The following is a 20915-nucleotide window of genomic DNA, read 5'->3' as shown; positions in this document are numbered from 1 at the left end:
GCCGGAGCGGATCGTGGCCGGTCAGGGGCGCCCGGCGACCAGCTCGCCGTCCTTCCACACCGCCGCGACCTGCGGAACCCCCGGCCGGTAGGCCAGGTACAGGTGGTTGGGCGCCTCCAGGAGGGTGAGGTCGGCGCGCGCCCCCGGGGCCAGGTGGCCCACGTCCGTGCGGCGCAGGGCCCGGGCGCCGCCCGCGGTCGCCGCCCACACCGCCTCGTCCGGCGTCATACCCATGTCGCGGACGGCGACGGCGACGCAGAAGGCCAGGCTGGAGGTGAAGCACGACCCCGGGTTGCAGTCGCTGGCCAGGGCGACCAGCGCTCCGGCGTCGATGAGCGCCCGCGCGTCCGGGTAGGGCTGGCGGGTGGAGAAGTCGACGCCCGGCAGCAGTGTGGCCACGGTCGGTTCGGGCCGCCGGGCCGCCTGGGCGAGGGCGTCGACGTCCTCGGCGGTGAGGTACGTGCAGTGGTCGACGGAGGCCGCGTGCGTCTCGACCGCGAGCCGCACGCCCGGCCCCTCCCCGAGCTGGTTGCCGTGCACCCGGGGCAGCAGACCGCGCGCGACACCGGCGGTGAGCACCCGGCGCGAGGCCTCCTCGTCGAAGGCGCCGCGCTCGCAGAACACGTCCACCCACCGCGCGTGCGGCGCGCACGCCTCCAGCATCGGCCCCGTCACCAGGTCCACGTAGCCCTGCGGGTCGTCGGCGTACTCGGGGGCGACCACGTGCGCGCCGAGGAAGGTGACCTCGTCGGTCACCCGGGCGGCCACGGCCAGGGCGCGCTCCTCGTCCGCGACGGTGAGCCCGTACCCGGACTTGACCTCCAGGGTGGTGGTGCCCTGCGCGTGGGCCTCGCGGACCAGGCGGCGGGCGTTGGCCAGGAGTTCGGCGTCGCTGGCGGCCCGGGTGGCGGCGACGGTCGTGCGGATGCCGCCCGCCGAGTACGGTGTCCCGCTCATGCGCGCGGCGAACTCGCGGCTGCGGTCGCCCGCGAACACGATGTGCGAGTGGCTGTCGACGAAGCCCGGCAGGACGCAGCGCCCGGCGGCGTCGACCCGGGCGTCGGCCTCGGGGGCCCGGTCGCGCGGTCCGACCCAGGCCACGCGCCCGTCCTCGATCACCAGGGCGGCGTCGGGGATCTCGCCGACCGGCCCGCGCCCGAGCTCGGGATCGTTGGTGACCAGGGTGGCGATGGCGTCGACGAGGACCGCGCGGGGCGTGTCGGTCATGAGTGGAGCTCCTTGATCACCGTGTCGAGGTCGTGTGCGGCGTCGGGCACACGGGTGTGCGCGCCGTCGCGGACGGTCCAGCGCCCGTCGGCCATCACGTGGCGCACGTCGGCGGCGGTCGCGGCGAAGACCACCGCGTCCGTGGCGCGGGCGGGGTCGGCTCCGGCGAGCCGGACCCCGTCCAGGGAGACGTTGACCAGGTCGGCCCTGGCCCCCGCACGCAGTTCACCGGCGTCGGCCCCGCCCCGCTCCGGGTCGCCCGACCAGCCGAGCGAGCGGTGGCCGTGCGCCGAGGCCGCGTGCAGCAGCGCCCCGCTGCCCAGGGTGCCGCGCCGGTGGGTGCGCAGGCGCTCGTGCAGTTCGACGCCGCGCGCCTCGGCGAACAGGTCCGTCCACGCGTGCTGGTCGGTGCCCAGACTGAGCCGGTCCGGGGCGAGGTCGCCGGTGCGGGGCAGACCGTCGGCCAGGTCCCGCTCGGTCGTCGGGCACAGGCACACGGTCGCCCCCGCGCCGCGGACCGCCGCCACGTCGGCGTCGGTCAGGTGGGTGGCGTGCACGAGCGTGGTGCGTTCGGACAGGGCGCCGGCGTCGGCGAGCACCCGGGTGGGGGTGCGTCCGTGCGCGGCCAGGCAGGCGGCGTTCTCCGCGGGTTGCTCCGACACGTGGACGTGCAGGGGCATCCGGCGTCCGTCGGCGAAGGCGGCCACGCCGGGCAGGTCCTCGGCGGGGACCGCGCGCACCGAGTGCGCCGCCGCGCCGACCCTGGCGTGCTCCCCCCGCGGGGTGAAGGCGGCGACGCGCTCGGCCCACCCGGTCACGTCGCCGTCGCCGAACCGGCGCTGGGGGCCGGTGAGCGGCAGGTGCGACCCGTGCTCGTCCAGCCCCCCAGACAGGTAGCACACGTCGAGCAGCGTGATCCGCACCCCGGCCTGCGCCGCCGCCTCGACCAGGGCGTGGCCCATCGCGTTCGGGTCGGCGTAGCGCGCGCCGCCCGGGGCGTGGTGCAGGTAGTGGAACTCGCCGACGCACGTCACCCCGGCCAGGGCCATCTCCGCGTACACCGCCCGCGCCAGGCGCAGGTAGGAGTCCGGGTCCAGGCGTTCGGCGACGCGGTACATGCCCTCGCGCCAGGTCCAGAACGAGCCGCCGCCCGCGTGGGTGCGGCCGCGCAGGGCCCGGTGGAAGGCGTGCGAGTGGGCGTTGGCCAGACCGGGCAGGGTGAGGCCGGACAGGACCTCGGCGCCCTCGGGCGGCGCGGCGGCCTCCACGACGGAGGCGAACCGTCCGCCGGCCACCTCCAGCAGCACGCCGCGGGTCGGGGCGTCGCCGCCGAGCCAGGCCCACGCGCACCAGTAGCGGCCGGTCGCGGGCGCGGTCACGGCGCCACCTCCCCCACGGGTCGCGCGAGCAGGTCCTGGAGCACGTCGGCCAGGGCGAGCACCCCGGCGTGGCAGTCGTCGGGGCGCGCCCACTCCTCGGGCGAGTGCGAGACTCCGGTGGGGTTGCGCACGTACAGCATCGCGGTGGGCACGTGGGCGGCGAGCACCCCGGCGTCGTGTCCGGCGCCGGTGGGAAGAACCGGCACGCGGGGGTCGGGGGCCCGGGTGCCGACGACGGCGGCCAGACGGTCGCGCAGCCCGTGCGTGAACGACACCAGCGGGGTGGTCGACTCGGCGGTCATCGCGTACCCGACGCCGTGCTCGCGCGCGGCGGCCTCGGCCCGGGCGCGCACGCCCTCGACCACGGCCGTGAGCGCGGCCTCGGAGTCGGCGCGGGCGTCCAGCCAGGCGTTGACCAGGGACGGGATGGCGTTGGTGCCGTTCGGGACGATCAGCGACTTGGCCACCGTGGCGCGCGCGTCGTGCTCCTCGGCCAGGGCGCGGGCGGCCAGGACGGCGTGCGCGAAGGGCAGCATGGGGTCGTTGCGGTCGGCCAGACGGGTGGTCCCGGCGTGGTCCGCGCGGCCGGTGAAGTCCATCCGCCACCGGCCGTGCGGCCAGATCGCGCTGGCCACGCCCACCGGGTGGTCGGTGTCCTCCAGGGCGCGGCCCTGCTCCACGTGCAGCTCGACGAACACGTCCAGCAGGGCGAGCGCGTCCGGATCCGGGCCGATCCCGTCGGGGTCGTGTCCGGCGCGGGCCATCGCCTCGGCCCAGGTGACCCCGGCGGCGTCGGTCAGCCCGCGGGCGCGCTCGGGCGCGATCTCCCCGGTGGTCAGTCGGCTGCCCAGGCAGGGGACGCCGAACCGGCCGCCCTCCTCCTCCACGAACACCACCAGGGCGAGCGGGCGGTCGGGGCGCACGCCGCGGGCGCGCAGCTCGTCGACGGCGGCCAGGGCGCTGGCCACGCCGAGCGGGCCGTCGAAGGCGCCGCCGTTCGGCACCGAGTCCAGGTGGGAGCCGGTGGCGACCGCGCCGGGGCCGGGCGTGCCCCACCAGGCCCACAGGTTGCCGTTGCGGTCGGTGCGCACGTCGAGTCCGCGTGCGGCGGCCTCCCCCGTGAACCAGGCGCGGGCGTCGGTGTCGGCGCCCGCCCAGGTGTACCGGTGGTAGCCGCCGCCGTCGTCGGCGTCGCGCCCGACCGGGGCCAGGTCGGCCCACAGACGGTCGAGGGACACGGTCACTCCCCCTCGGCCATGGGGACGCGGATGCCGTGCTCGGCCGCCACGCGGGCGGCGTCCTCGTACCCGGCGTCCACGTGCCGGATGACGCCCATGGCGGGGTCGTTGGTCAGGACCCGGTCGAGCTTGGCCGCGGCCAGTTCGGTGCCGTCGGCGACGCTGACCTGCCCCGCGTGCAGGGAGCGGCCCATACCCACGCCGCCGCCGTGGTGGATCGACACCCACGAGGCGCCGGAGGAGGTGTTGACCAGGGCGTTGAGCAGCGGCCAGTCGGCGATGGCGTCGGAGCCGTCCTTCATCCCCTCGGTCTCGCGGTAGGGGGAGGCGACCGATCCGGTGTCCAGGTGGTCGCGGCCGATGGCCAGCGGCGCGGAGACGGCGCCGGAGGCGACGAGGTCGTTGAAGCGCGCCCCGGCGGCGGCCCGCTCCCCCTGGCCGAGCCAGCAGATGCGCGCGGGCAGGCCCTGGAAGGCGACGCGTTCGCGCGCCATGCGGATCCACCGCGTCAGGTGGTCGTTGTCGGGGAACAGGTCGAGGATCGCCTCGTCGGTGCGGGCGATGTCGGCGGGGTCGCCGGACAGGGCGGCCCACCGGAACGGGCCCTTGCCCTCGCAGAACAGCGGCCGGATGTAGGCCGGGACGAACCCGGGGAAGTCGAAGGCGCGGGTGAAGCCGCCCGTGCGGGCCTCGTCGCGGATGGAGTTGCCGTAGTCGAACACCTCGGCCCCGGCGTCCATGAAGCCCACCATGGCCTCCACGTGCGCGGCCATCGACTCGCGGGCCCGGACGGTGAACTCCTCGGGCTTGGCGGCGGCCAGGTCACGCCAGTCCTCGAAGGCCACGCCGACCGGCAGGTAGGCCAGCGGGTCGTGCGCCGAGGTCTGGTCGGTGACCACGTCGATCGGGGCGCCCTGGGCCAGCAGGGTGGGCAGCGCCTCGGCGGCGTTGCCCAGGACGCCGATGGACAGGGCGCGGCGCTCGTCCCGGGCCTGGACGGCCAACCTGAGGGCGTGGTCGAGGTCGTCCGCGCGCACGTCCAGGTAGCGGTGTTCGAGACGGCGGTCGATGCGGCTGGAGTCGCACTCGACCACGATCGCCACGCCGCCGTTCATCGTCACGGCCAGCGGCTGGGCTCCGCCCATCCCGCCCAGACCGGCGGTGAGGGTGATGGTTCCGGCCAGCGAGCCGCCGAAGCGTTTCGCGGCGACCGCGGCGAAGGTCTCGTAGGTGCCCTGGAGGATGCCCTGGGTGCCGATGTAGATCCACGAACCGGCGGTCATCTGCCCGTACATGGTCAGACCCTGGGCCTCCAGGCGGCGGAACTCCGGCCAGTTCGCCCAGTCGCCGACGAGGTTGCTGTTGGCGATGAGGACGCGGGGCGCCCACTCGTGGGTGCGCATGACGCCGACCGGACGCCCGGACTGCACGAGCAGGGTCTCGTCGCCCTCCAGGTCGCGCAGGGAGGCGGTGATGCGGTCGAAGCTGCGCCAGTCGCGCGCGGCCTTGCCGGTGCCGCCGTAGACCACGAGGTCCTCGGGGTGCTCGGCCACCTCGGGGTCGAGGTTGTTGTGGAACATGCGCAGTGCGGCCTCCTGCTGCCAGCCCTTGGCGGACAGGGCGGTGCCGCGGGCGGCGCGGACGGTACGCGGGGTGCTCATGGGTCTCCTCGGGGTCTCAGGCGAGCGCGGTGACGGATTCGGCGGCGGCGACGACGGTGCCGTCGGCGACCAGTTCGGCGACGGCGGCGATCTCGGGCGCCAGGTGGCGGTCGGGGCCGGGGCCGGACACGCGCTCGCGGACCGCGCGCAGGACGGCTCCGGTGGCGGGTCCTGGCTCCAGCGGCGAGCGCAGGTCCAGGGCGCGGGCGGCGGTGAGCAGTTCGACGGCGAGCACGCTGGTCAGGCCGTCCACGGCACGGCGGAGCTTGCGCGCGGCCGACCACCCCATGGACACGTGGTCCTCCTGCATGGCGGAGCTGGGGATGGAGTCGACGCTGGCGGGCGCGGCCAGGCGCTTGAGCTCCGAGACGATCGCGGCCTGGGTGTACTGGGCGATCATGTGCCCGGAGTCGACGCCGGGGTCGTCGGCGAGGAAGGCGGGCAGGCCGTGGGAGCGGGCGACGTCGAGCATGCGGTCGGTGCGGCGCTCGGCGATGGAGGCGGTGTCGGCGACCGCGATGGCCAGGAAGTCCAGCACGTAGGCGACGGGCGCGCCGTGGAAGTTGCCGTTGGACTCCACGCGGCCGTCGTCGAGCACGACCGGGTTGTCGATGACGCTGTCGAGTTCGCGCCCGGCGACCAGGAGCGCGTGGTCGAGCGTGTCGCGGGCGGCCCCGGCGACCTGGGGGGCGCAGCGCAGGGAGTAGGCGTCCTGGACGCGGTTGCACTCGGGGCCGCGGTGGGAGGCGACGATCGGCGAGTCGGCGAGCATCGCGCGGATGTTGGCGGCCGAGGCGGCCTGGCCCGGATGCGGGCGCAGACGCTGGAGCTCCTCGGTGAACACCCGGTCGGTGCCCAGCAGGGCCTCGACGCTCATCGCCGCGGTGATGTCGGCGACCTTGAGCAGCCGCGCCAGGTCCTCGCAGGCCAGGACGAGCATGCCGAGCATGCCGTCCGTCCCGTTGATGAGGGCCAGGCCCTCCTTGGCGCCCAGCTCGACGGGGCTCAGGCCCGCCTCGTGCAGGGCGGTGTAGGCGGGGAGCCGGGCGCCGGAGGCGTCGCGGACCTCGCCCTCCCCCATGAGGGCGAGCGCCACGTGGGACAGCGGCGCCAGGTCGCCGGAGCAGCCGAGGCTGCCGTACTCGTGCACGACGGGGGTGATCCCGGCGTTGAGCATGGCGGCCAGGGTCTCGACGGTGGCGACCTCCACCCCGGTGTTGCCGGAGGCCAGGGTGCGCAGCCGCAGCAGCATGAGCGCGCGGACGACCTCGCGCTCGACCTCGGGCCCGGTCCCGGCGGCGTGGGAGCGGATGAGGGAGCGCTGGAGACGGGCGCGCAGGTCGGGAGCGATGTGGCGGGTGGCCAACGCGCCGAAGCCGGTGCTGACCCCGTAGGCGGGGACCTCGCCGCGGGCGAGCGACTCGACCCGCTCGCGGCCGTGCCGGACGGCCTTGAGGGCCTCCTCGGAGAGCGTGACGCGGGCGCCCTCGCGCGCGACGGCCAGGACCTGGGCCGGGGTGAGCGGGGCGCCGCCGACGGTGACGGAAGGAACTGCTGTGGTCATACCCCCATTGCAGCGCTGGTGAGCTCATTGGTGAAGGGGTGACCCACGGGTTTTGTCTGACATTTCAGACGAACGAGAGGCGGGGCGTGGGACTATCGGGGCATGTCCCTCGTTCCGGCGGCCACCCGCGCGCTGCGGCTGCTGCGCTTCCTGGCCACGCGGCCCGGCCCCGTGTCGGCGTCGACCGCGGCGGCCGAGCTCGGGCTTCCGCGCTCCAGCGTCTACCAGCTGCTGGAGGCCATGGCCGAGGAGGGGTTCGTCATCCACCTGCCCGAGGAACGGCGCTGGGGACTGGGCGTGGCCGCGTTCGAGATCGGCTCGGCCTACCTGCGCCACGACGGTCTCGAACGACTCACCCGGCCCCTTCTGACCCAGCTCACCGAGGCCACCGGCGCCACCGCCCACCTGGGCATCCTGCACGGCGCCGACACCCTGTACCTGCTCAAGGAGCAGCCCCCGCACGCACCCACCCTCATCACCGGCGTCGGCGTGCGGCTGCCCGCCCACCTGACCGCCTCGGGCCGGGCCATGCTCGCCCTGCTCCCCCGCGCCCAGGTCCGCGCCCTCTACCCGGACGCCGCGGCCTTCACCGACCGCACGGGCCGGGGCCCCAGCACCCCGACCGAACTGCGCCGCGTGCTCGCCGAGGAGCTCAGGCAGGGGTGGTCGATGGAGAACGGCCAGGTCACCGAGGGGTTCGTGTCCGTCGCGGCGGCCGCCACCGACCACAACGGCCGACCCGCCGCCGCGATCAGCCTGACCGTGCCCAGCGCCCGGCCGGTCACGCCGCAGGCCCTCGCCGCGCGGGTGCGCGACGCGGCGACCGACCTCACCCGACGGCTGGACGGGCGCGCGTCAACGTAGCGGTTCGCTGCGCTCCACGGTCGACGGCAGCGGCGCCGTGCGCTCGATCATCCGCAGGATGCGTTCCTTGACGTCCTCGGGCACCTGCACGTAGAACTGCGTGGGCGCGTCGGCCTCCTCCAGCCCCAGGCTCTCGGCGGTCTCCGCCCAGCTGGGCAGTTCGGGGCCGGTGCGGTGGGTGTCGAGCACGAACTCGATGAAGTAGGTGAGCCGGCGCCCGCCCGTGTGCACCTCGCGGATCCGCCGCACCTCCGGCCACGCGACGAACGTGCCCTCGCCCGGGAACCACCACTTGCGCTCCTGGAGGACGGTGAGCCCGTCGCTGTCGGCGCTGATCCCCTGGCGGGTGATGCGCTGCGGCAGCCCGCGCACCACGACGACGTTGCTGCCGGGGCCGAGGAAGGCCATCACCACGGCGGCCGTGCCCCACAGGACGACCGATCCGACCGTGTAGTCCCCCGACACCAGGTACCAGACCAGGGACCCGACCACGACGAGGAACCCGAGAGTCAGGGCCGCGGAGAAGTAGGCGACCGCCATCCACATGCGGGCGTGCGGGCCGCGCAGGCTGACGTACCGACGCAGGTGCGACACCCCGGCGGGCGGCTGGGTCAGGTCCGAGGGCACGCCCTGGACGGTGGCGCCGGGGTCGGAGGGTTCGGGGGAAGCCATGGCCCCATTCTCCCAACCCTCCCGTGTGCCCGGTGCGCCGGATCGCCCGCGCCGTCGGGGATCGATCCACGCGAAGCCCGGACGACCGGACCGCGCTCGGGCTAGAGTCCCGTCCATGAGACGCAACACGAGCGAATTCGACACCGAGCTGCGGGCCAACGGCCAGATCATCACCCTGGACGGAGTCGCCTACCAGGGGCGGACCGTCCTCATGGACGGACCGGACCGGTTCGCGCCCCTGGAACGCTGGGCCAAGGGCGTCGCCGAGACCCTGGGCGAACCGGTGACCTGGCGCGCCCTGGAGAAGGGGGAACTGGCCGCACGGGGCACGGTGCAGCCCGGACCGGGGGCTCAGAACCTGCGCGCGCTCTGAGCTCCGCACTTGGCGCACTGGAACTTGCGGTCGTCGCCGAGAATCCAGTCGTGGTCGCCACCGGTCGGACACGCTGACATCGACACCATCTCCTCGGGAGGGGCTGTTGGGGGAGCGTGGCGATCACTGTAATTCCCAGTAACCACACCAGTCCCGGGAATGAGAAAGTCACCCGGTCCTTCACATCCTCGCCCGTTCATGCCCTTCCACGATGGAATTGTCGGCACCGTGGGTGAACGCATCGTCGTTCTGAGTCACATTCGTCTTCCTCGGCGCGAAGACGCCACCGCCCGGAACGCCCCGAGGGGACCCTCGGGGCGTTCCGGGCGGTGGCGAACCGGAGGAACGAGCGTTCCGCCTAGTTCTGGGAGGCCTTCATGTGGGCCTCGACCGCGGCGCGGTCGGCGCGCAGCTTGGCGAGCGCCTCGTCGAGGATGAGCTTGCCCTCCTCCTCGCTACGCCGCTCCTTGACGTAGGCCAGGTGGGTCTTGTAAGGCTCGGTGCGCGGCGGCGACGGGGGGTTGGCCTTGTCCTTGCCCGCGGGGAAACCGCAGCGCGGGCAGTCCCACTCGTCGGGGACGGCGGCCTCGCTCGCGAAGCTGGGCACGACCTCGTGCAGGTTCGCACAGTAGAACGGAACCCGGATCCGGGGTGCGGCCTCGCCGCGCTCCGCCTCGCCCATCGGGCCGGCTCCGACTCGGCTGCCACGGATGGCACTGCCACTACCCACGAAATACTCCTTCAGCGAACGCGCTCGCCGGAACTCGGGCGAGCGTGACTGTGGACGGGGGAAGCCTTCGGGGCGCCTGTCAGGCCCGGCCGTACAGGATGCCGAGGACGACGACGGACAGGATCCACACGATGCCGACGGCCACCGTCATGCGGTCGAGGTTGCGCTCGACCACCGACGAACCGCCGAGCGAGGACGTGACCCCGCCGCCGAACATGTCGGACAGACCACCGCCCTTGCCCTTGTGCAGGAGCACCAGGAAGATCAGCAGCACACTGAGAACCATCACGAAGATGGACAGACCGAGAGTCACACGCTCACCCGTAGCTCGACCCCGAAGCGGGGGGATGGACACCACGGCCCCCGTTTCCCACCCGTACCGGCGACGGCACCGCGGCACCTGGCCGACCGGTCGGATCAGGGAAGGAGGAGACCGGGACGATTTCGGATTTTACCGTGCCGTGCGCGGCACGGGAGGGGACTCACGCGATACGCGCAGGTCCCCTCAGCGAAGTCTAGCCCGACGGGAGCCCCCGTCGGACACCCCGTCCCCCGAAGTCGGACGAATCCACCCCTGGGACGGGGTTCCGCGAGACACCGTGCGACTACTGGTCGCCGTAACGGATCACCTTGACGAACTCGTCGGCCTTCAGGCAGGCGCCGCCGACCAGGGCGCCGTCCACGTCGGCCTGGGCCATGATGCCGGGGGCGTTGTCGCCCTTGACCGAACCGCCGTAGAGCACGCGCACCGCGTCCGCGACCTCCTGGGAGTACAGCTCGGCCAGGCGCACGCGGATGGCCGAGCACACCTCCTGGGCGTCCTCGGGGGTGGCGACCTCACCGGTGCCGATCGCCCACACCGGCTCGTAGGCGATGACCAGCGTCGCGGCCTGCTCGGCGGTGATCTCCTTGAGCGCGCCGTCCAGCTGGGCCAGGACGTGCTCGACCTGGCGGCCCTGCTTGCGCACCTCCAGGCCCTCGCCCACGCACAGCAGCGGCACGATGCCGTGGCGGTAGGCGGCCTTGACCTTGGCGTTGACCAGGGCGTCGTCCTCGTGGTGGTACTCACGGCGCTCGGAGTGGCCGACCAGAACGTAGGAGCACTCCAGCTTGGCGAGCATCGCCCCGGAGACCTCGCCCGTGTAGGCGCCCTTGTCGTGCTCGGAGATGTCCTGCGCCCCGAAGCCGATCCGCAGCTTGTCCCCGTCGACGAGCGTCTGCACGCTGCGCAGGTCGGTGAACGGCGGCAGGACGACGACCTCGACCTTGTCGTAGTCCTTGTCGTTCAGGGCGAAGGCCAGCTTCTGGACGAGGGCGATGGCCTCCAGGTGGTTGTTGTTCATCTTCCAGTTGCCCGCGATGAGCGGCAGGCGCTGGGACATGTGGTCACTTCCCGTCGTGGTCGTGCGGCGCGCCGGTCGGGCCGCGCCGGGGTTGCCGGAGTGGGGGTGGGCGCCTCAGGCGAGGGCGTCGATGCCGGGCAGGTCCTTGCCCTCCAGGTACTCCAGACTGGCGCCGCCGCCGGTGGAGATGTGGCCGAACGCCGACTCGTCGAAGCCGAGCGCGCGCACGGCCGCGGCCGAGTCCCCGCCGCCGACCACGGTGAAGGCGTCGGAGTCGATGAGCGCCTGCGCCAGGGCGCGCGTGCCGCCCGCGTACGGCTCCATCTCGAACACGCCCATGGGCCCGTTCCAGAACACCGTACGGGTGTCGGCGATCTTCGCCGCGAACAGCTCCTGGCTGCGGGGGCCGATGTCCAGGCCCATCCGGTCGGCCGGGATCGCGTCCACGTCCACGGCCGCGTGCGGCGCGTCGGCGGCGAACTTCTCGGCGGCCACGACGTCCACGGGCAGGACGATCTCCACGCCCTCGCGCTCGGCCCGCTCCAGGTAGCCCCGGACGGTGTCGAGCTGGTCGGTCTCCAGCAGGCTGGAGCCGACCTCGTAGCCCTTGGCCTTGAGGAAGGTGAACACCATGCCGCCGCCGATGAGCAGGCGGTCGGCGGTGCCGAGGAGGTTGTCGATCACGCCGAGCTTGTCGGAGACCTTCGAGCCGCCGAGCGCCACGGCGTAGGGGCGCGCCGGGTCGGCGGTCAGCTTGCGCAGGACCTCGACCTCGGTCAGGACCAGGCCGCCGACGGCGTGCGGGAGCCTGCCCGGCAGGTCGAAGACGCTGGCGTGCCTGCGGTGCACGGCGCCGAAGGCGTCGCCGACGTACAGGTCGGCCAGCTCGGCGAAGCGGTCGGCGAGCTCGCCGCGCTCGGCGTCGTCCTTGCTGGTCTCACCCGGCTCGAAGCGCACGTTCTCCAGCAGCGCGACCTGGCCGTCGGCGAGGGCGGCGCAGGTGGCGCGGGCCGACTCGCCGGCGGTGTCGGCGGCGAAGGCCACCTCGGCGCCGAGCAGCTCGCCCAGGCGCTCGGCGACCGGGCGCAGGGAGAAGCGGGGGTCCGGGGCGCCCTTGGGGCGGCCCAGGTGGGCGGCGACGATGACGCGCGCGCCGCGCTCGCGGAGCGCCTGGACGGTGGGCAGGGCCGCGCGGATGCGGCCGTCGTCGGTGATCCGCTCGCCGTCCAGGGGCACGTTGAGGTCGGCCCGGACGAACACGCGCTTGCCGGAGACGTCGAGGTCGTCGATCGTCCGCATGCTGGTCTCCTCGGTGGTCTGATCAGCCCGGACGTCGCGCCGGGCGAGGGTCGGGTGGGGAGCACCGCCGGGTCACGACGGCACCCCCTCGCCCGCACAGCGTGCGAAGGGGTGCCGTGCGCTGGGCAGCGCGGTCGCCGGAGGCGTCCGGTGGCTACAGGTTGGAACCGACCAGCTTGGCCAGGTCGACCAGGCGGTTGGAGTAGCCCCACTCGTTGTCGTACCAGCCGACGACCTTGACCTGGTTGCCGAACGCCATGGTCAGGCTGGAGTCGAAGGTGCAGGAGGGCGAGGTGCCGACGATGTCGGAGGAGACGATCGGGTCCTCGGTGTAGACCAGGACGTCCTTGAGCGGGCCCTCGGCGGCGGCCTTGAACGCGGCGTTGACCTCGTCCTTGGTGACCTCGCGGTCCAGGGTGACGACCAGGTCGGTGACCGAGCCGTCCGGCACCGGCACGCGCATGGCCATGCCGTCCAGCTTGCCCTGGAGCTCGGGGATGACCAGGGCGGTGGCCTTGGCGGCACCGGTCGTGGTCGGGATGATGTTCTGCGCGGCGGCGCGGGCGCGGCGCAGGTCCGAGTGCGGGAAGTCCAGGATGACCTGGTCGTTGGTGTAGGCGTGCACCGTCGTCATCAGACCCTGCTGGATGCCGAAGGCGTCCATCAGGACCTTGGCCATCGGCGCCACGCAGTTGGTGGTGCACGAGGCGTTGGAGACGACGTGGTGCTGGGCGGCGTCGTACTTGTCGTCGTTGACGCCCATGACGACGGTGATGTCCTCGCCCTTGGCCGGGGCGGAGATGATGACCTTCTTGGTGCCCGCGCTGATGTGCTTGCCGGCGTCCTCGGCCTTGGTGAAGCGGCCGGTGGACTCGATGACCACGTCCACGTTCAGGTCGGACCAGGGCAGCTGGGCCGGGTCGCGCTCGGCCAGGACCTTGATGGTCTTGTCGCCGACGCGGATGAAGTCCTCGCCCACCTCGACGTCACCGTCGAGGGTGCCGAGCACGGTGTCGTACTTGAGCAGGTGCGCGAGCGTCTTGGTGTCGGTGAGGTCGTTGACCGCGACGATTTCGATGTCGCTGCCGCCAGCGGCGACCGCGCGCCAGAAATTGCGGCCGATCCGACCGAAGCCGTTGACGCCTACACGGATGGTCACGGAACCAATCTCCTCATATGTCGCACATCATTTCCACCCGCGCATTCGTCCCCCCACTCCGTCCACCCCGGCCAGAAGGCCGGGGCAACCGCATTGAACAGGGTTAACACACGCCAGGTGTTGTCAGAGAGCCTAGCGGAGCGCCGACGGAGCACGGCGGGGGGCCCGTGTTCAACGGCCCGCAGACCCTCGTGGATTCGCGACCATACTGGCACCAACCGGCGAACAGGTCTATACCATTGTCTGAAGTTATCCGCGTGTTTCCGCAGTTAACAAAGCCGAACACCTCAGGCCCGTCGGGCGTTCTCGCGTTCACACGGCCGTCACCCGCCGTCACGCCGCCGTCCCGTCACGGGACCAGCATGTCCGGAGTGAGGTTCGCCTCGGTGCCCTCGATGCCCAGGTCGGCGGCCCGCTTGTCGGCCATGGCGAGCAGCCTGCGGATCCGCCCGGCGATGGCGTCCTTGGTCAGCGGCGGCACCGACAGCTGACCCAGCTCCTCCAGGGACGCCTGCTTGTGCGCCAGGCGCAGCTTCCCCGCGGCCACCAGGTGCTCGGGGGCGTCCTCGCCCAGGATCTCCAGGGCCCGCTCCACACGCGCCCCGGCCGCCACCGCCGCGCGGGCGCTGCGCCGCAGGTTGGCGTCGTCGAAGTTGGCCAGCCGGTTGGCGGTGGCGCGCACCTCCCGGCGCATGCGCCGCTCCTCCCACGCCAGCACGCTCTGGTGGGCGCCCAGCAGCGTCAACAGGGCGCCGATGGAGTCGCCGTCGCGCACCACGACCCGGTCCACACCGCGCACCTCGCGCGCCTTGGCGTGCACCTTGAGCCGCCGCGCCGCGCCGACCAGCGCCAGCGCCGCCTCCGGCCCGGGACAGGTGACCTCCAACGACATCGACCGGCCCGGCTCGGTCAGCGACCCGTGCGCGATGAACGCACCCCGCCAGGCCGACTCGGAGTCACAGGCCCCGCCCGCCACCACGTGCCGGGGCAGACCGCGCACCGGACGGCCGTTGTTGTCCACCAGCCCGGTCTGGCGGGCCAGGGACTCGCCGTCCTTGATCACCCGCACCACGTACCGGTTGCCCTTGCGCAGCCCGCTCGGAGACAGCACGACCACCTCGGACTCGTGCCCGAAGACCTCGGAGATGTCCTTGCGCAGACGACGGGCGGCGGCCCCGGTGTCGAGCTCGGCCTCGATCACGATCCGCCCGCCCACCAGGTGCAGGCCCCCGGTGAACCGCAGGATGGTGGACACCTCCGCCTTGCGGCAGCATGGCTTGAGAATGGCCAGACGGCTCAACTCATCCTTCACCACGCCGGTCATCGCCATCGCCGCGATCCTCCCCCTCGAACTGGACCGTCCCGGTCTCCCGCACCGGGCACCGGTGTGCACCGACATGGCCGCGCCACGCTCGGTTTCCTTCGTGGCAGACTACGCGACACGGCTCTCGGCGCCGACCCCCGTGCGGCGTGTTGCCCATCCCGCTCCTGGTCAGAGCGTGGGCGTGTCGTCGTTCGTGCCGGTGTGCGGTCAATTGCTCCCGGCCTCGGCGGACAGGCGCTCCTCCAGGTACGCGCGCAGGACGAGCGCGTGGTTGCGCTCGGTGTCCCTCGCCGCGTACAGCAGGGTGACCGGGCCGCCGCGCGCCGCCGCCAAGGCGGGCTCCAGCGCCTCCGGGCACTCGTCCAGTTCGGCCCGGTAGCGGTCGGCGAACGCCGCGAAGCGCCCGGGTTCGTGGCCGAACCACCTGCGCAGCTCGGTGCTGGGAGCCGCCTCCCGCAACCACTCGACACCCTCCAGCGACGCCCGGGACACACCGCGCGGCCACAACCGGTCCACGAGGAAGAGCCGCCCCGGAGGCGGCTCCCGCCCCTCCTCCGGGTGCTCGCGCGCCCGCACCGCGTCGTAGACCCGCTCCACGTGGACACCATGACCAGCCATGACGCCGGTGTTCCCCGCACGGGCGCGCGGCGAACGCCTACCCTTCGAGGATCCGCTCGAAGGCCGCCGCCAGCCGGTCGGCGTCGTGCCTGGGCGTGCCGTCGTCGCGGCCCAGGTCGTCCAGCACCAGGCGACCGCCGAAGTCGCGCACCACCCGCCGCAGCGGCGCGGCGTCCTCCACGGTGCCCCGGTCCGCCAGCACCACGTCCACCCCGAGCTTGGGCGCGTGGTCGCGCAGCACCTCCAGATAGGTCTCGGGCCGGAAACCGTCGGTCTCGCCCCGCTGCGGGGACAGGTTGAGCGCCACCAGGCGCCTGGCACGCGTGGTGACCAGGGCGTGCGCCAGATCGGGGACCAGCAGGTGCGGCAGCACACTGGTGAACCACGACCCCGGCCCGAACACCACCCAGTCGGCCTCGCGCACCGCCTTGACCGCCTGCGGGCTGGCGGGCGGCGCCTCGGGGATCAGGGAGATCGACCGCACCCGCCCGCTGGTGCTCGCGCACGCCACCTGGCCGCGCACCGTGGTCAGCTCCTCGGGCCGGTCGGGGTCGATCCCGGCGACCTCGGCCGCGATGTCCAGCGGCACCGACGACATCGGCAGCACGCGCCCGTGCGCGCCCAACAGCTGACCGACCCAGTCCAGACCCGCCACCGAATCGCCCAGCAGCTCCCACAGAGCGACGATCAGCAGGTTCCCGACCGCGTGCCCGTGCAGTTCGCCCTCGGAGCGGAACCGGTGCTGGATCACCTGGCTCCAGGTGTGCCCCCACTCGTCGTCGCCGCACAGCGCCGCCAGGGCCATCCGCAGGTCGCCGGGGGGAAGCACGCCCAGCTCGCGCCGCAGGCGACCGCTGGACCCGCCGTCGTCGGCGACGGTGACGATCGCGGTGACGTCCGTGGTCACCCTGCGCAGGGCGGACAGGGAGGCGTGCAGGCCGTGCCCGCCACCCAACGCGACCACGCGGGGTGGGCGCGTCCCGTCACCGTCCGGCGCCGTGCTCTTCGACATGATGGCTGTGGCCTGCCCCTCGTCCCGTGTGCGGCTGGCGCCCGCGACCGCGCCCGCCGGGGACGGCGGGCAGGCGGTCGACCCGCGCCCAGGACCGCCGGACACCGGCCCCCGGAGGGCAGGCACCAGCGGTGACCGGGCCAATCTAAGCGAAGACACCGTTCTTGGCGATTCCGCTCACTCCGCGTACGGTGCCCGGGCCCGCACGGGGCTACTCCCGTCCGACGTCCCGGTGCACGACGTGCACGTCCACGCCCTGGGCGCGGAGCCGGTCGCCGAACTGCTCGGCCATGGCGACGCTGCGGTGCTTACCGCCCGTGCACCCCACGGCCAGCGTCATGTAGTGCTTGCCCTCGCGCTGGTACCCGTCGATCGTCAGCTTGAGCACCTCGGAGTAGGTCTCCAGCATCTCCTTGGCGCCGTCCTGGGACAGGACGTAGTCGCGCACGGGGGCGTCCCGGCCGTTCATCGGCCGCAGGTCGGGCACCCAGTGGGGGTTGGGCAGGAAACGGCAGTCCAACACCAGGTCGGCGTCGACGGGAAGTCCGTGCTTGAACCCGAACGAGACGACGTTGGCGCGGATGCGGCCCTCGCCGTCCTCCCCGAAGAACCCGAGCACGCGCGCCTTGAGCTGGTGCACGTTGAGCTGGGAGGTGTCGATGACCAGGTCGGCCTCGCCCCGGATGGCGCGCAGGGTCTCGCGCTCGCGGGTGATGCCGTCGGTGAGCAGGCCCTCGCCCTGGAGCGGGTGGCGGCGGCGCACCCCCTCGAAGCGGCGGACCAGCGCGTCGTCACCCGCCTCCAGGAAGAGCACCCGCGCGGTCATGTCGCGCTTGCGCAGCTCCTCGACCGTGGACAGCAGGTCCTCGGTGAAGGCCAGCGACCGCACGTCCACGACCACGGCGACCCGCGGCACCGCGCCGTGGGTGCGCCCGGCCAGCTCGATCATCGTCGGCAGCAGCCCGGGCGGCAGGTTGTCCACCACGAACCAGCCCAGGTCCTCCAGCGCTCTGGCCGCCGTACTCCGTCCCGCACCGGACATCCCGGTGACGATGACCACCTCCGGCGGCAGCTCGCCGCCCAGTTCGACCGTCATGTGTCTCCTCCCCCGTCAGTGCCTTGCTGTGCTGGCGCCCCGTCGTCCTGGCCGCCCCCTCCGGCGGGATCACCGGTCAGGTGCGCGTGCACGGCCTGGGCCAGCTTGGGGCCGATGCCCGGGACCGCGGCGATCTCCTCCGCCGTGGCCGAGGCCAGCCGCTTGACCGAGCCGAACTCCTTGATCAGCGCCGACCTGCGGGTCGGACCCAGGCCGGGCAGGTCGTCCAGCTTGCTGCCCGTGAGCGCCTTGGCCCGCTTCTGGCGGTGGTAGGCGATGGCGAAGCGGTGCGCCTCGTCGCGCACCCGCTGAAGCAGGTACAGACCCTCGCCCGTGCGGGGCAGGATCACCGGGTCCTCGTCGTCGGGCAGCCACACCTCCTCCAGGCGCTTGGCCAGACCGCACACGGCGATGTCCTCGATCCCCAGCTCCTCCAGCGCCCGGCGCGCCGCCTCGGCCTGGGGACGGGCCCCGTCGACCACCACCAGGTTAGGGGGATAGGCGAACTTTCCGGGCGTCGGGGCGTCCTCCGCCGGACGGTCGCCGTGGTCCCCGCTCTCCCCCATGCGGGCGACCTCGCCCGCCCGGGCGCTCTCCTCAAGGTAGCGGGTGAACCTGCGTTTGATCACCTCGTACATCGCGGCCACGTCGTGTTGTTCCGCGCCGCCCGCGCCGGACCCGCGGATGCTGAAGCGGCGGTACTCGGACTTGCGGGCCAGGCCGTCCTCGAACACCACCATGGACGCCACCACGTGCTCGCCCTGGAGGTTGGAGATGTCGTAGCACTCGATGCGCAGCGGCGCCTCGGGCAGGTCCAGGGCCTCCTGGACCTCGTTGAGGGCCCGCCCGCGCGTGCTCAGGTCGCCGGCGCGGTGGGTCTTGTGGCGGGCCAGCGCCTCGCGGGCGTTCTTGGCGACCGTCTCCATGAGGTCCTTCTTGTCGCCGCGCCGGGGCACGCGCACGTCGACGGCCGAGCCGCGCAGCCCGGACAGCCACGAGGCGACGGCCCCGGCGTCGGCGGGGGCGTCGGAGACCAGGACCTCGCGCGGGACCGCGCCGCCGGTGTCGGCGCCGGCGTCCGCCGCCTCCTCCGCGCCGCCGTAGAGCTGGCCGAGGAACGTCTCCATGAGCTCGTCGGGGCCGGCGTCGGTGACCTTGTCGACCACGTACCCGCGCTGGCCCCGGATCCGGCCGCCGCGCACGTGGAAGATCTGCACGGCCGCCTCCAACTGGTCGTCGGCCATCGCGATGACGTCGCAGTCGGTGGAGTCGGGCAGCACGACGGCCTGCTTCTCCAGGGCGGCGCGCAGGGCCCCGATGTCGTCGCGGACGCGGGCCGCGCGCTCGTACTCCATCTCCCCCGCCGCCTCGGCCATCCGCGCCTCCAGGTCGCGGATGAACCGCCCGGTGTCGCCGGCCAGGAACGCGCAGAAGTCGTCCACGAGCGCCCGGTGCTCCTCGGGGGTGGCCCTGCCCACGCACGGGGCCACGCACTTGCCGATGTAGCCGAGCAGGCAGGGGCGGCCGCTGTTGCGGGCGCCCCGGAAGACCCCCGCCGAGCAGGTGCGCACCGGGAAGACGCGGAGCAGCAGGTCGACGGTCTCGCGGATGGCCCAGGCGTGGGAGTAGGGGCCGAAGTAGCGCACACCGCGCCGCTTGGCGCCGCGCATCACCTGGACCCGGGGGAACTCCTCGTTGAGGGTGACCGCGAGGTAGGGGTAGCTCTTGTCGTCGCGGTACTTGACGTTGAACCGGGGGTCGTACTGCTTGATCCAGGAGTACTCCAGCTGGAGCGCCTCCACCTCGGTGCCGACGACCGTCCAGTCGACGTCGGCGGCGGTGGAGACCATCTGCTGGGTGCGCGGGTGCAGACCGGCGAAGTCGCGGAAGTAGGAGGACAGCCGGGCGCGGAGGTTCTTGGCCTTGCCGACGTAGATGACCTGCCCCGTGGCGTCGCGGAACCGGTAAACGCCCGGGTCGCGCGGGATGGATCCGGGTGCGGGACGCAGGTGTGGAGTCGCAGCCATACCTCCATTCTGGTCGGTGCCGAGGACATCCGGCCACCCGAGCCGCCCACGTCACACCGGTCGAACGTCACGAGCGGATATCGGAATGCTCTAGGTTGGGCGGTACCGACGAACTTCCCAACCCGGACGACAAGGGGGCCCTCCGCCGTGTCACCTGGCCAATGGATCACGATCGGCGTCGCCGTCGCGATCGCCCTGCTGCTGGTCTTCGTGGCTCACTGGCTGCTCAACCACCAGCTGGGCCGGATCTGGCCGCAGGCCCGCTTCGTGGTCGCGCGCTCGACCTTCACCGCCTACGCCGCGGCCGCGGTGGTGGGCGCCAACCTGGCGCTGCCGACCCCCAGCGACGTCGGCTGGAGCACGTACCGGACCATCGACCACCTGATGGTCATCCTCATGATCGGGTCGCTGACCGGTCTGGGCATCAGCCTGGCCTACGCCGCGACCGACATGATCCTGGCGCGCCTGTCGACCTCCAACGGCGACGCCGACCGCCGCGCCCGGCGCCTGCAGACCCAGGTCCGGCTGCTGCGGCGGGTGATCACCTCGGTCATCGTCGTCCTGGCGATCTCGGCGATCCTGTTCACCTTCGACGAGGTGCGCGCGCTCGGCGCCGGACTCCTGGCCTCGGCGGGCATCATCGGCATCGTCGCCGGTGTGGCCGCCCAGTCCACCCTGGCCAACCTGTTCGCCGGGCTCCAGCTGGCCTTCAGCGACTCGCTGCGCATCGGCGACGTGGTCGTCATCGAGGGCGAGTGGGGCCGGGTGGAGGAACTGAGCCTGGTCAACGTCACCGTGAAGATCTGGGACGAGCGCCGCCTGGTCGTGCCGGTCGCCAACTTCACCACCATGGCCTTCGAGAACTGGACGAAGCAGAGCACCCAGATCACCGCCAAGGTCATGCTGCCGCTGGACTGGGAGGTCCCGATCGAGGCGCTGCGCGAGGAGGCGGGCCGCCTGATCACCTCCAGCAAGTACTGGGACGGCCGCAGCTGGTCCTGCCAGGTCGTGGACATCCTCGGCGACGGTCTGGTCCAGGTGCGGGTGGTCGCCACGGCCGCCGACTCCAGCGACCAGTGGAACATCGCGTGCGAGATGCGCGAGCACCTGGTCGGCTGGCTGGTCGAGCACTACCCCGAGTCGCTGCCGCGCAACCGCACCGAGTTCGTCACCGGCGGAGACGACGCGGACTACGCCGCCCGGTTCCCCGCGTCGGCGTTCCGCAGGGGCACGAGCGCCCGCGAGGCCGAGAGGGCGGCCGTGGAGCACAGGGACAAGGATCAGGATTCCGACGAGGGCTGACCCGAACGTGCGCGGGGCCCGGAACAC

At 73.1% G+C, this 20915-nt stretch carries 19 protein-coding genes; 3 read left to right on the top strand and 16 right to left on the bottom strand.

The window, feature by feature from the left end:
* Window positions 1–21: 21 nt before the first annotated feature.
* From hutI to hutH, 5 genes are read right to left on the bottom strand one after another with little or no spacing between them, the layout of a single operon-like run.
* Window positions 22–1227 carry an imidazolonepropionase gene (gene hutI, locus AB0I72_RS16285; RefSeq protein WP_358568578.1) on the bottom strand — a complete coding sequence of 402 codons (1206 nt, stop codon included), beginning with the start codon at window positions 1225–1227 and terminating at the stop codon, window positions 22–24.
* The gene (locus AB0I72_RS16280; protein WP_358568575.1) at window positions 1224–2606 is read right to left on the bottom strand and encodes a formimidoylglutamate deiminase; all 1383 of its coding nucleotides are present in this window, start codon (window positions 2604–2606) and stop codon (window positions 1224–1226) included. The genes hutI and AB0I72_RS16280 overlap by 4 nt, the downstream gene beginning before the upstream one ends.
* Window positions 2603–3844, bottom strand: a complete 1242-nt coding sequence (locus AB0I72_RS16275; protein ID WP_358568572.1) for an allantoate amidohydrolase — start codon at window positions 3842–3844, stop codon at window positions 2603–2605. Before AB0I72_RS16275 ends, AB0I72_RS16280 begins: the two co-directional genes overlap by 4 nt.
* A 2-nt stretch (window positions 3845–3846) precedes the next feature.
* Window positions 3847–5505 carry a urocanate hydratase gene (gene hutU / locus AB0I72_RS16270; protein ID WP_358568569.1) on the bottom strand — a complete coding sequence of 553 codons (1659 nt, stop codon included), beginning with the start codon at window positions 5503–5505 and terminating at the stop codon, window positions 3847–3849.
* 16 nt (window positions 5506–5521) lie between these two features.
* The gene (gene hutH, locus AB0I72_RS16265) at window positions 5522–7069 is read right to left on the bottom strand and encodes a histidine ammonia-lyase (protein ID WP_358568567.1); all 1548 of its coding nucleotides are present in this window, start codon (window positions 7067–7069) and stop codon (window positions 5522–5524) included.
* Between the two features lie 102 nt (window positions 7070–7171).
* Between hutH and AB0I72_RS16260 the strand changes: the two genes are divergently transcribed.
* Complete coding sequence (locus tag AB0I72_RS16260) at window positions 7172–7933, top strand: IclR family transcriptional regulator (RefSeq protein WP_358568564.1); 762 nt, start codon at window positions 7172–7174, stop codon at window positions 7931–7933.
* Here the strand turns inward: AB0I72_RS16260 and AB0I72_RS16255 are convergent.
* Complete coding sequence (locus AB0I72_RS16255) at window positions 7925–8605, bottom strand: hypothetical protein (RefSeq protein ID WP_358568561.1); 681 nt, start codon at window positions 8603–8605, stop codon at window positions 7925–7927. The genes AB0I72_RS16260 and AB0I72_RS16255 overlap by 9 nt on opposite strands.
* A 115-nt stretch (window positions 8606–8720) precedes the next feature.
* On the opposite strand from AB0I72_RS16255, the gene AB0I72_RS16250 reads away from it, so the two are divergent.
* Window positions 8721–8978, top strand: a complete 258-nt coding sequence (locus AB0I72_RS16250; protein WP_358568558.1) for a hypothetical protein — start codon at window positions 8721–8723, stop codon at window positions 8976–8978.
* Between the two features lie 358 nt (window positions 8979–9336).
* Here AB0I72_RS16250 and AB0I72_RS16245 read toward each other — a convergent pair whose 3' ends face one another.
* From AB0I72_RS16245 to uvrC, 10 genes are all read right to left on the bottom strand, one after another.
* A complete protein-coding gene (locus AB0I72_RS16245; RefSeq protein ID WP_017606310.1) occupies window positions 9337–9708 on the bottom strand; it encodes an RNA polymerase-binding protein RbpA in 372 nt (123 codons plus the stop codon).
* Window positions 9709–9787: 79 nt separating this feature from the next.
* Window positions 9788–10021 carry a preprotein translocase subunit SecG gene (gene secG, locus AB0I72_RS16240; protein ID WP_075924865.1) on the bottom strand — a complete coding sequence of 78 codons (234 nt, stop codon included), beginning with the start codon at window positions 10019–10021 and terminating at the stop codon, window positions 9788–9790.
* A gap of 292 nt (window positions 10022–10313) precedes the next feature.
* Window positions 10314–11090, bottom strand: a complete 777-nt coding sequence (gene tpiA, locus AB0I72_RS16235) for a triose-phosphate isomerase (protein WP_358568555.1) — start codon at window positions 11088–11090, stop codon at window positions 10314–10316.
* Between the two features lie 75 nt (window positions 11091–11165).
* Window positions 11166–12350, bottom strand: coding sequence for a phosphoglycerate kinase (locus tag AB0I72_RS16230; RefSeq protein WP_358568552.1), 1185 nt, complete (start codon window positions 12348–12350; stop codon window positions 11166–11168).
* A 154-nt stretch (window positions 12351–12504) separates the two neighbouring features.
* Window positions 12505–13509 carry a type I glyceraldehyde-3-phosphate dehydrogenase gene (gene gap, locus AB0I72_RS16225; RefSeq protein WP_358568549.1) on the bottom strand — a complete coding sequence of 335 codons (1005 nt, stop codon included), beginning with the start codon at window positions 13507–13509 and terminating at the stop codon, window positions 12505–12507.
* A gap of 349 nt (window positions 13510–13858) precedes the next feature.
* Window positions 13859–14839, bottom strand: a complete 981-nt coding sequence (whiA, locus tag AB0I72_RS16220) for a DNA-binding protein WhiA (protein ID WP_358568546.1) — start codon at window positions 14837–14839, stop codon at window positions 13859–13861.
* Window positions 14840–15040: 201 nt separating this feature from the next.
* Window positions 15041–15451 carry a DUF488 family protein gene (locus tag AB0I72_RS16215; protein WP_358568544.1) on the bottom strand — a complete coding sequence of 137 codons (411 nt, stop codon included), beginning with the start codon at window positions 15449–15451 and terminating at the stop codon, window positions 15041–15043.
* Between the two features lie 37 nt (window positions 15452–15488).
* Window positions 15489–16463: a uridine diphosphate-N-acetylglucosamine-binding protein YvcK gene (yvcK, locus tag AB0I72_RS16210; protein WP_358568541.1), complete on the bottom strand. Its 975-nt coding sequence runs from the start codon at window positions 16461–16463 to the stop codon at window positions 15489–15491.
* Window positions 16464–16674: 211 nt separating this feature from the next.
* On the bottom strand, window positions 16675–17559 hold the full coding sequence (rapZ, locus tag AB0I72_RS16205; RefSeq protein WP_358568538.1) for an RNase adapter RapZ: 885 nt from the start codon (window positions 17557–17559) through the stop codon (window positions 16675–16677).
* Entirely contained in the window at window positions 17556–19586 is a 2031-nt protein-coding gene (uvrC, locus tag AB0I72_RS16200) for an excinuclease ABC subunit UvrC (protein ID WP_358568535.1), read from the bottom strand. Before uvrC ends, rapZ begins: the two co-directional genes overlap by 4 nt.
* Before the next feature lie 147 nt (window positions 19587–19733).
* On the opposite strand from uvrC, the gene AB0I72_RS16195 reads away from it, so the two are divergent.
* Window positions 19734–20888 (top strand): mechanosensitive ion channel domain-containing protein, encoded by a 1155-nt coding sequence (locus AB0I72_RS16195; protein WP_358568532.1) that lies wholly within the window; start codon window positions 19734–19736, stop codon window positions 20886–20888.
* The last annotated feature ends 27 nt before the right edge of the window (window positions 20889–20915 follow it).

The sequence above is a fragment of the Nocardiopsis sp. NPDC049922 genome (assembly GCF_040660275.1).
Lineage (GTDB): Bacteria > Actinomycetota > Actinomycetes > Streptosporangiales > Streptosporangiaceae > Nocardiopsis.
The sequence above is the reverse complement of the archived record's forward strand: the minus strand, read 5'-3'. Positions and strand labels throughout refer to the sequence as shown.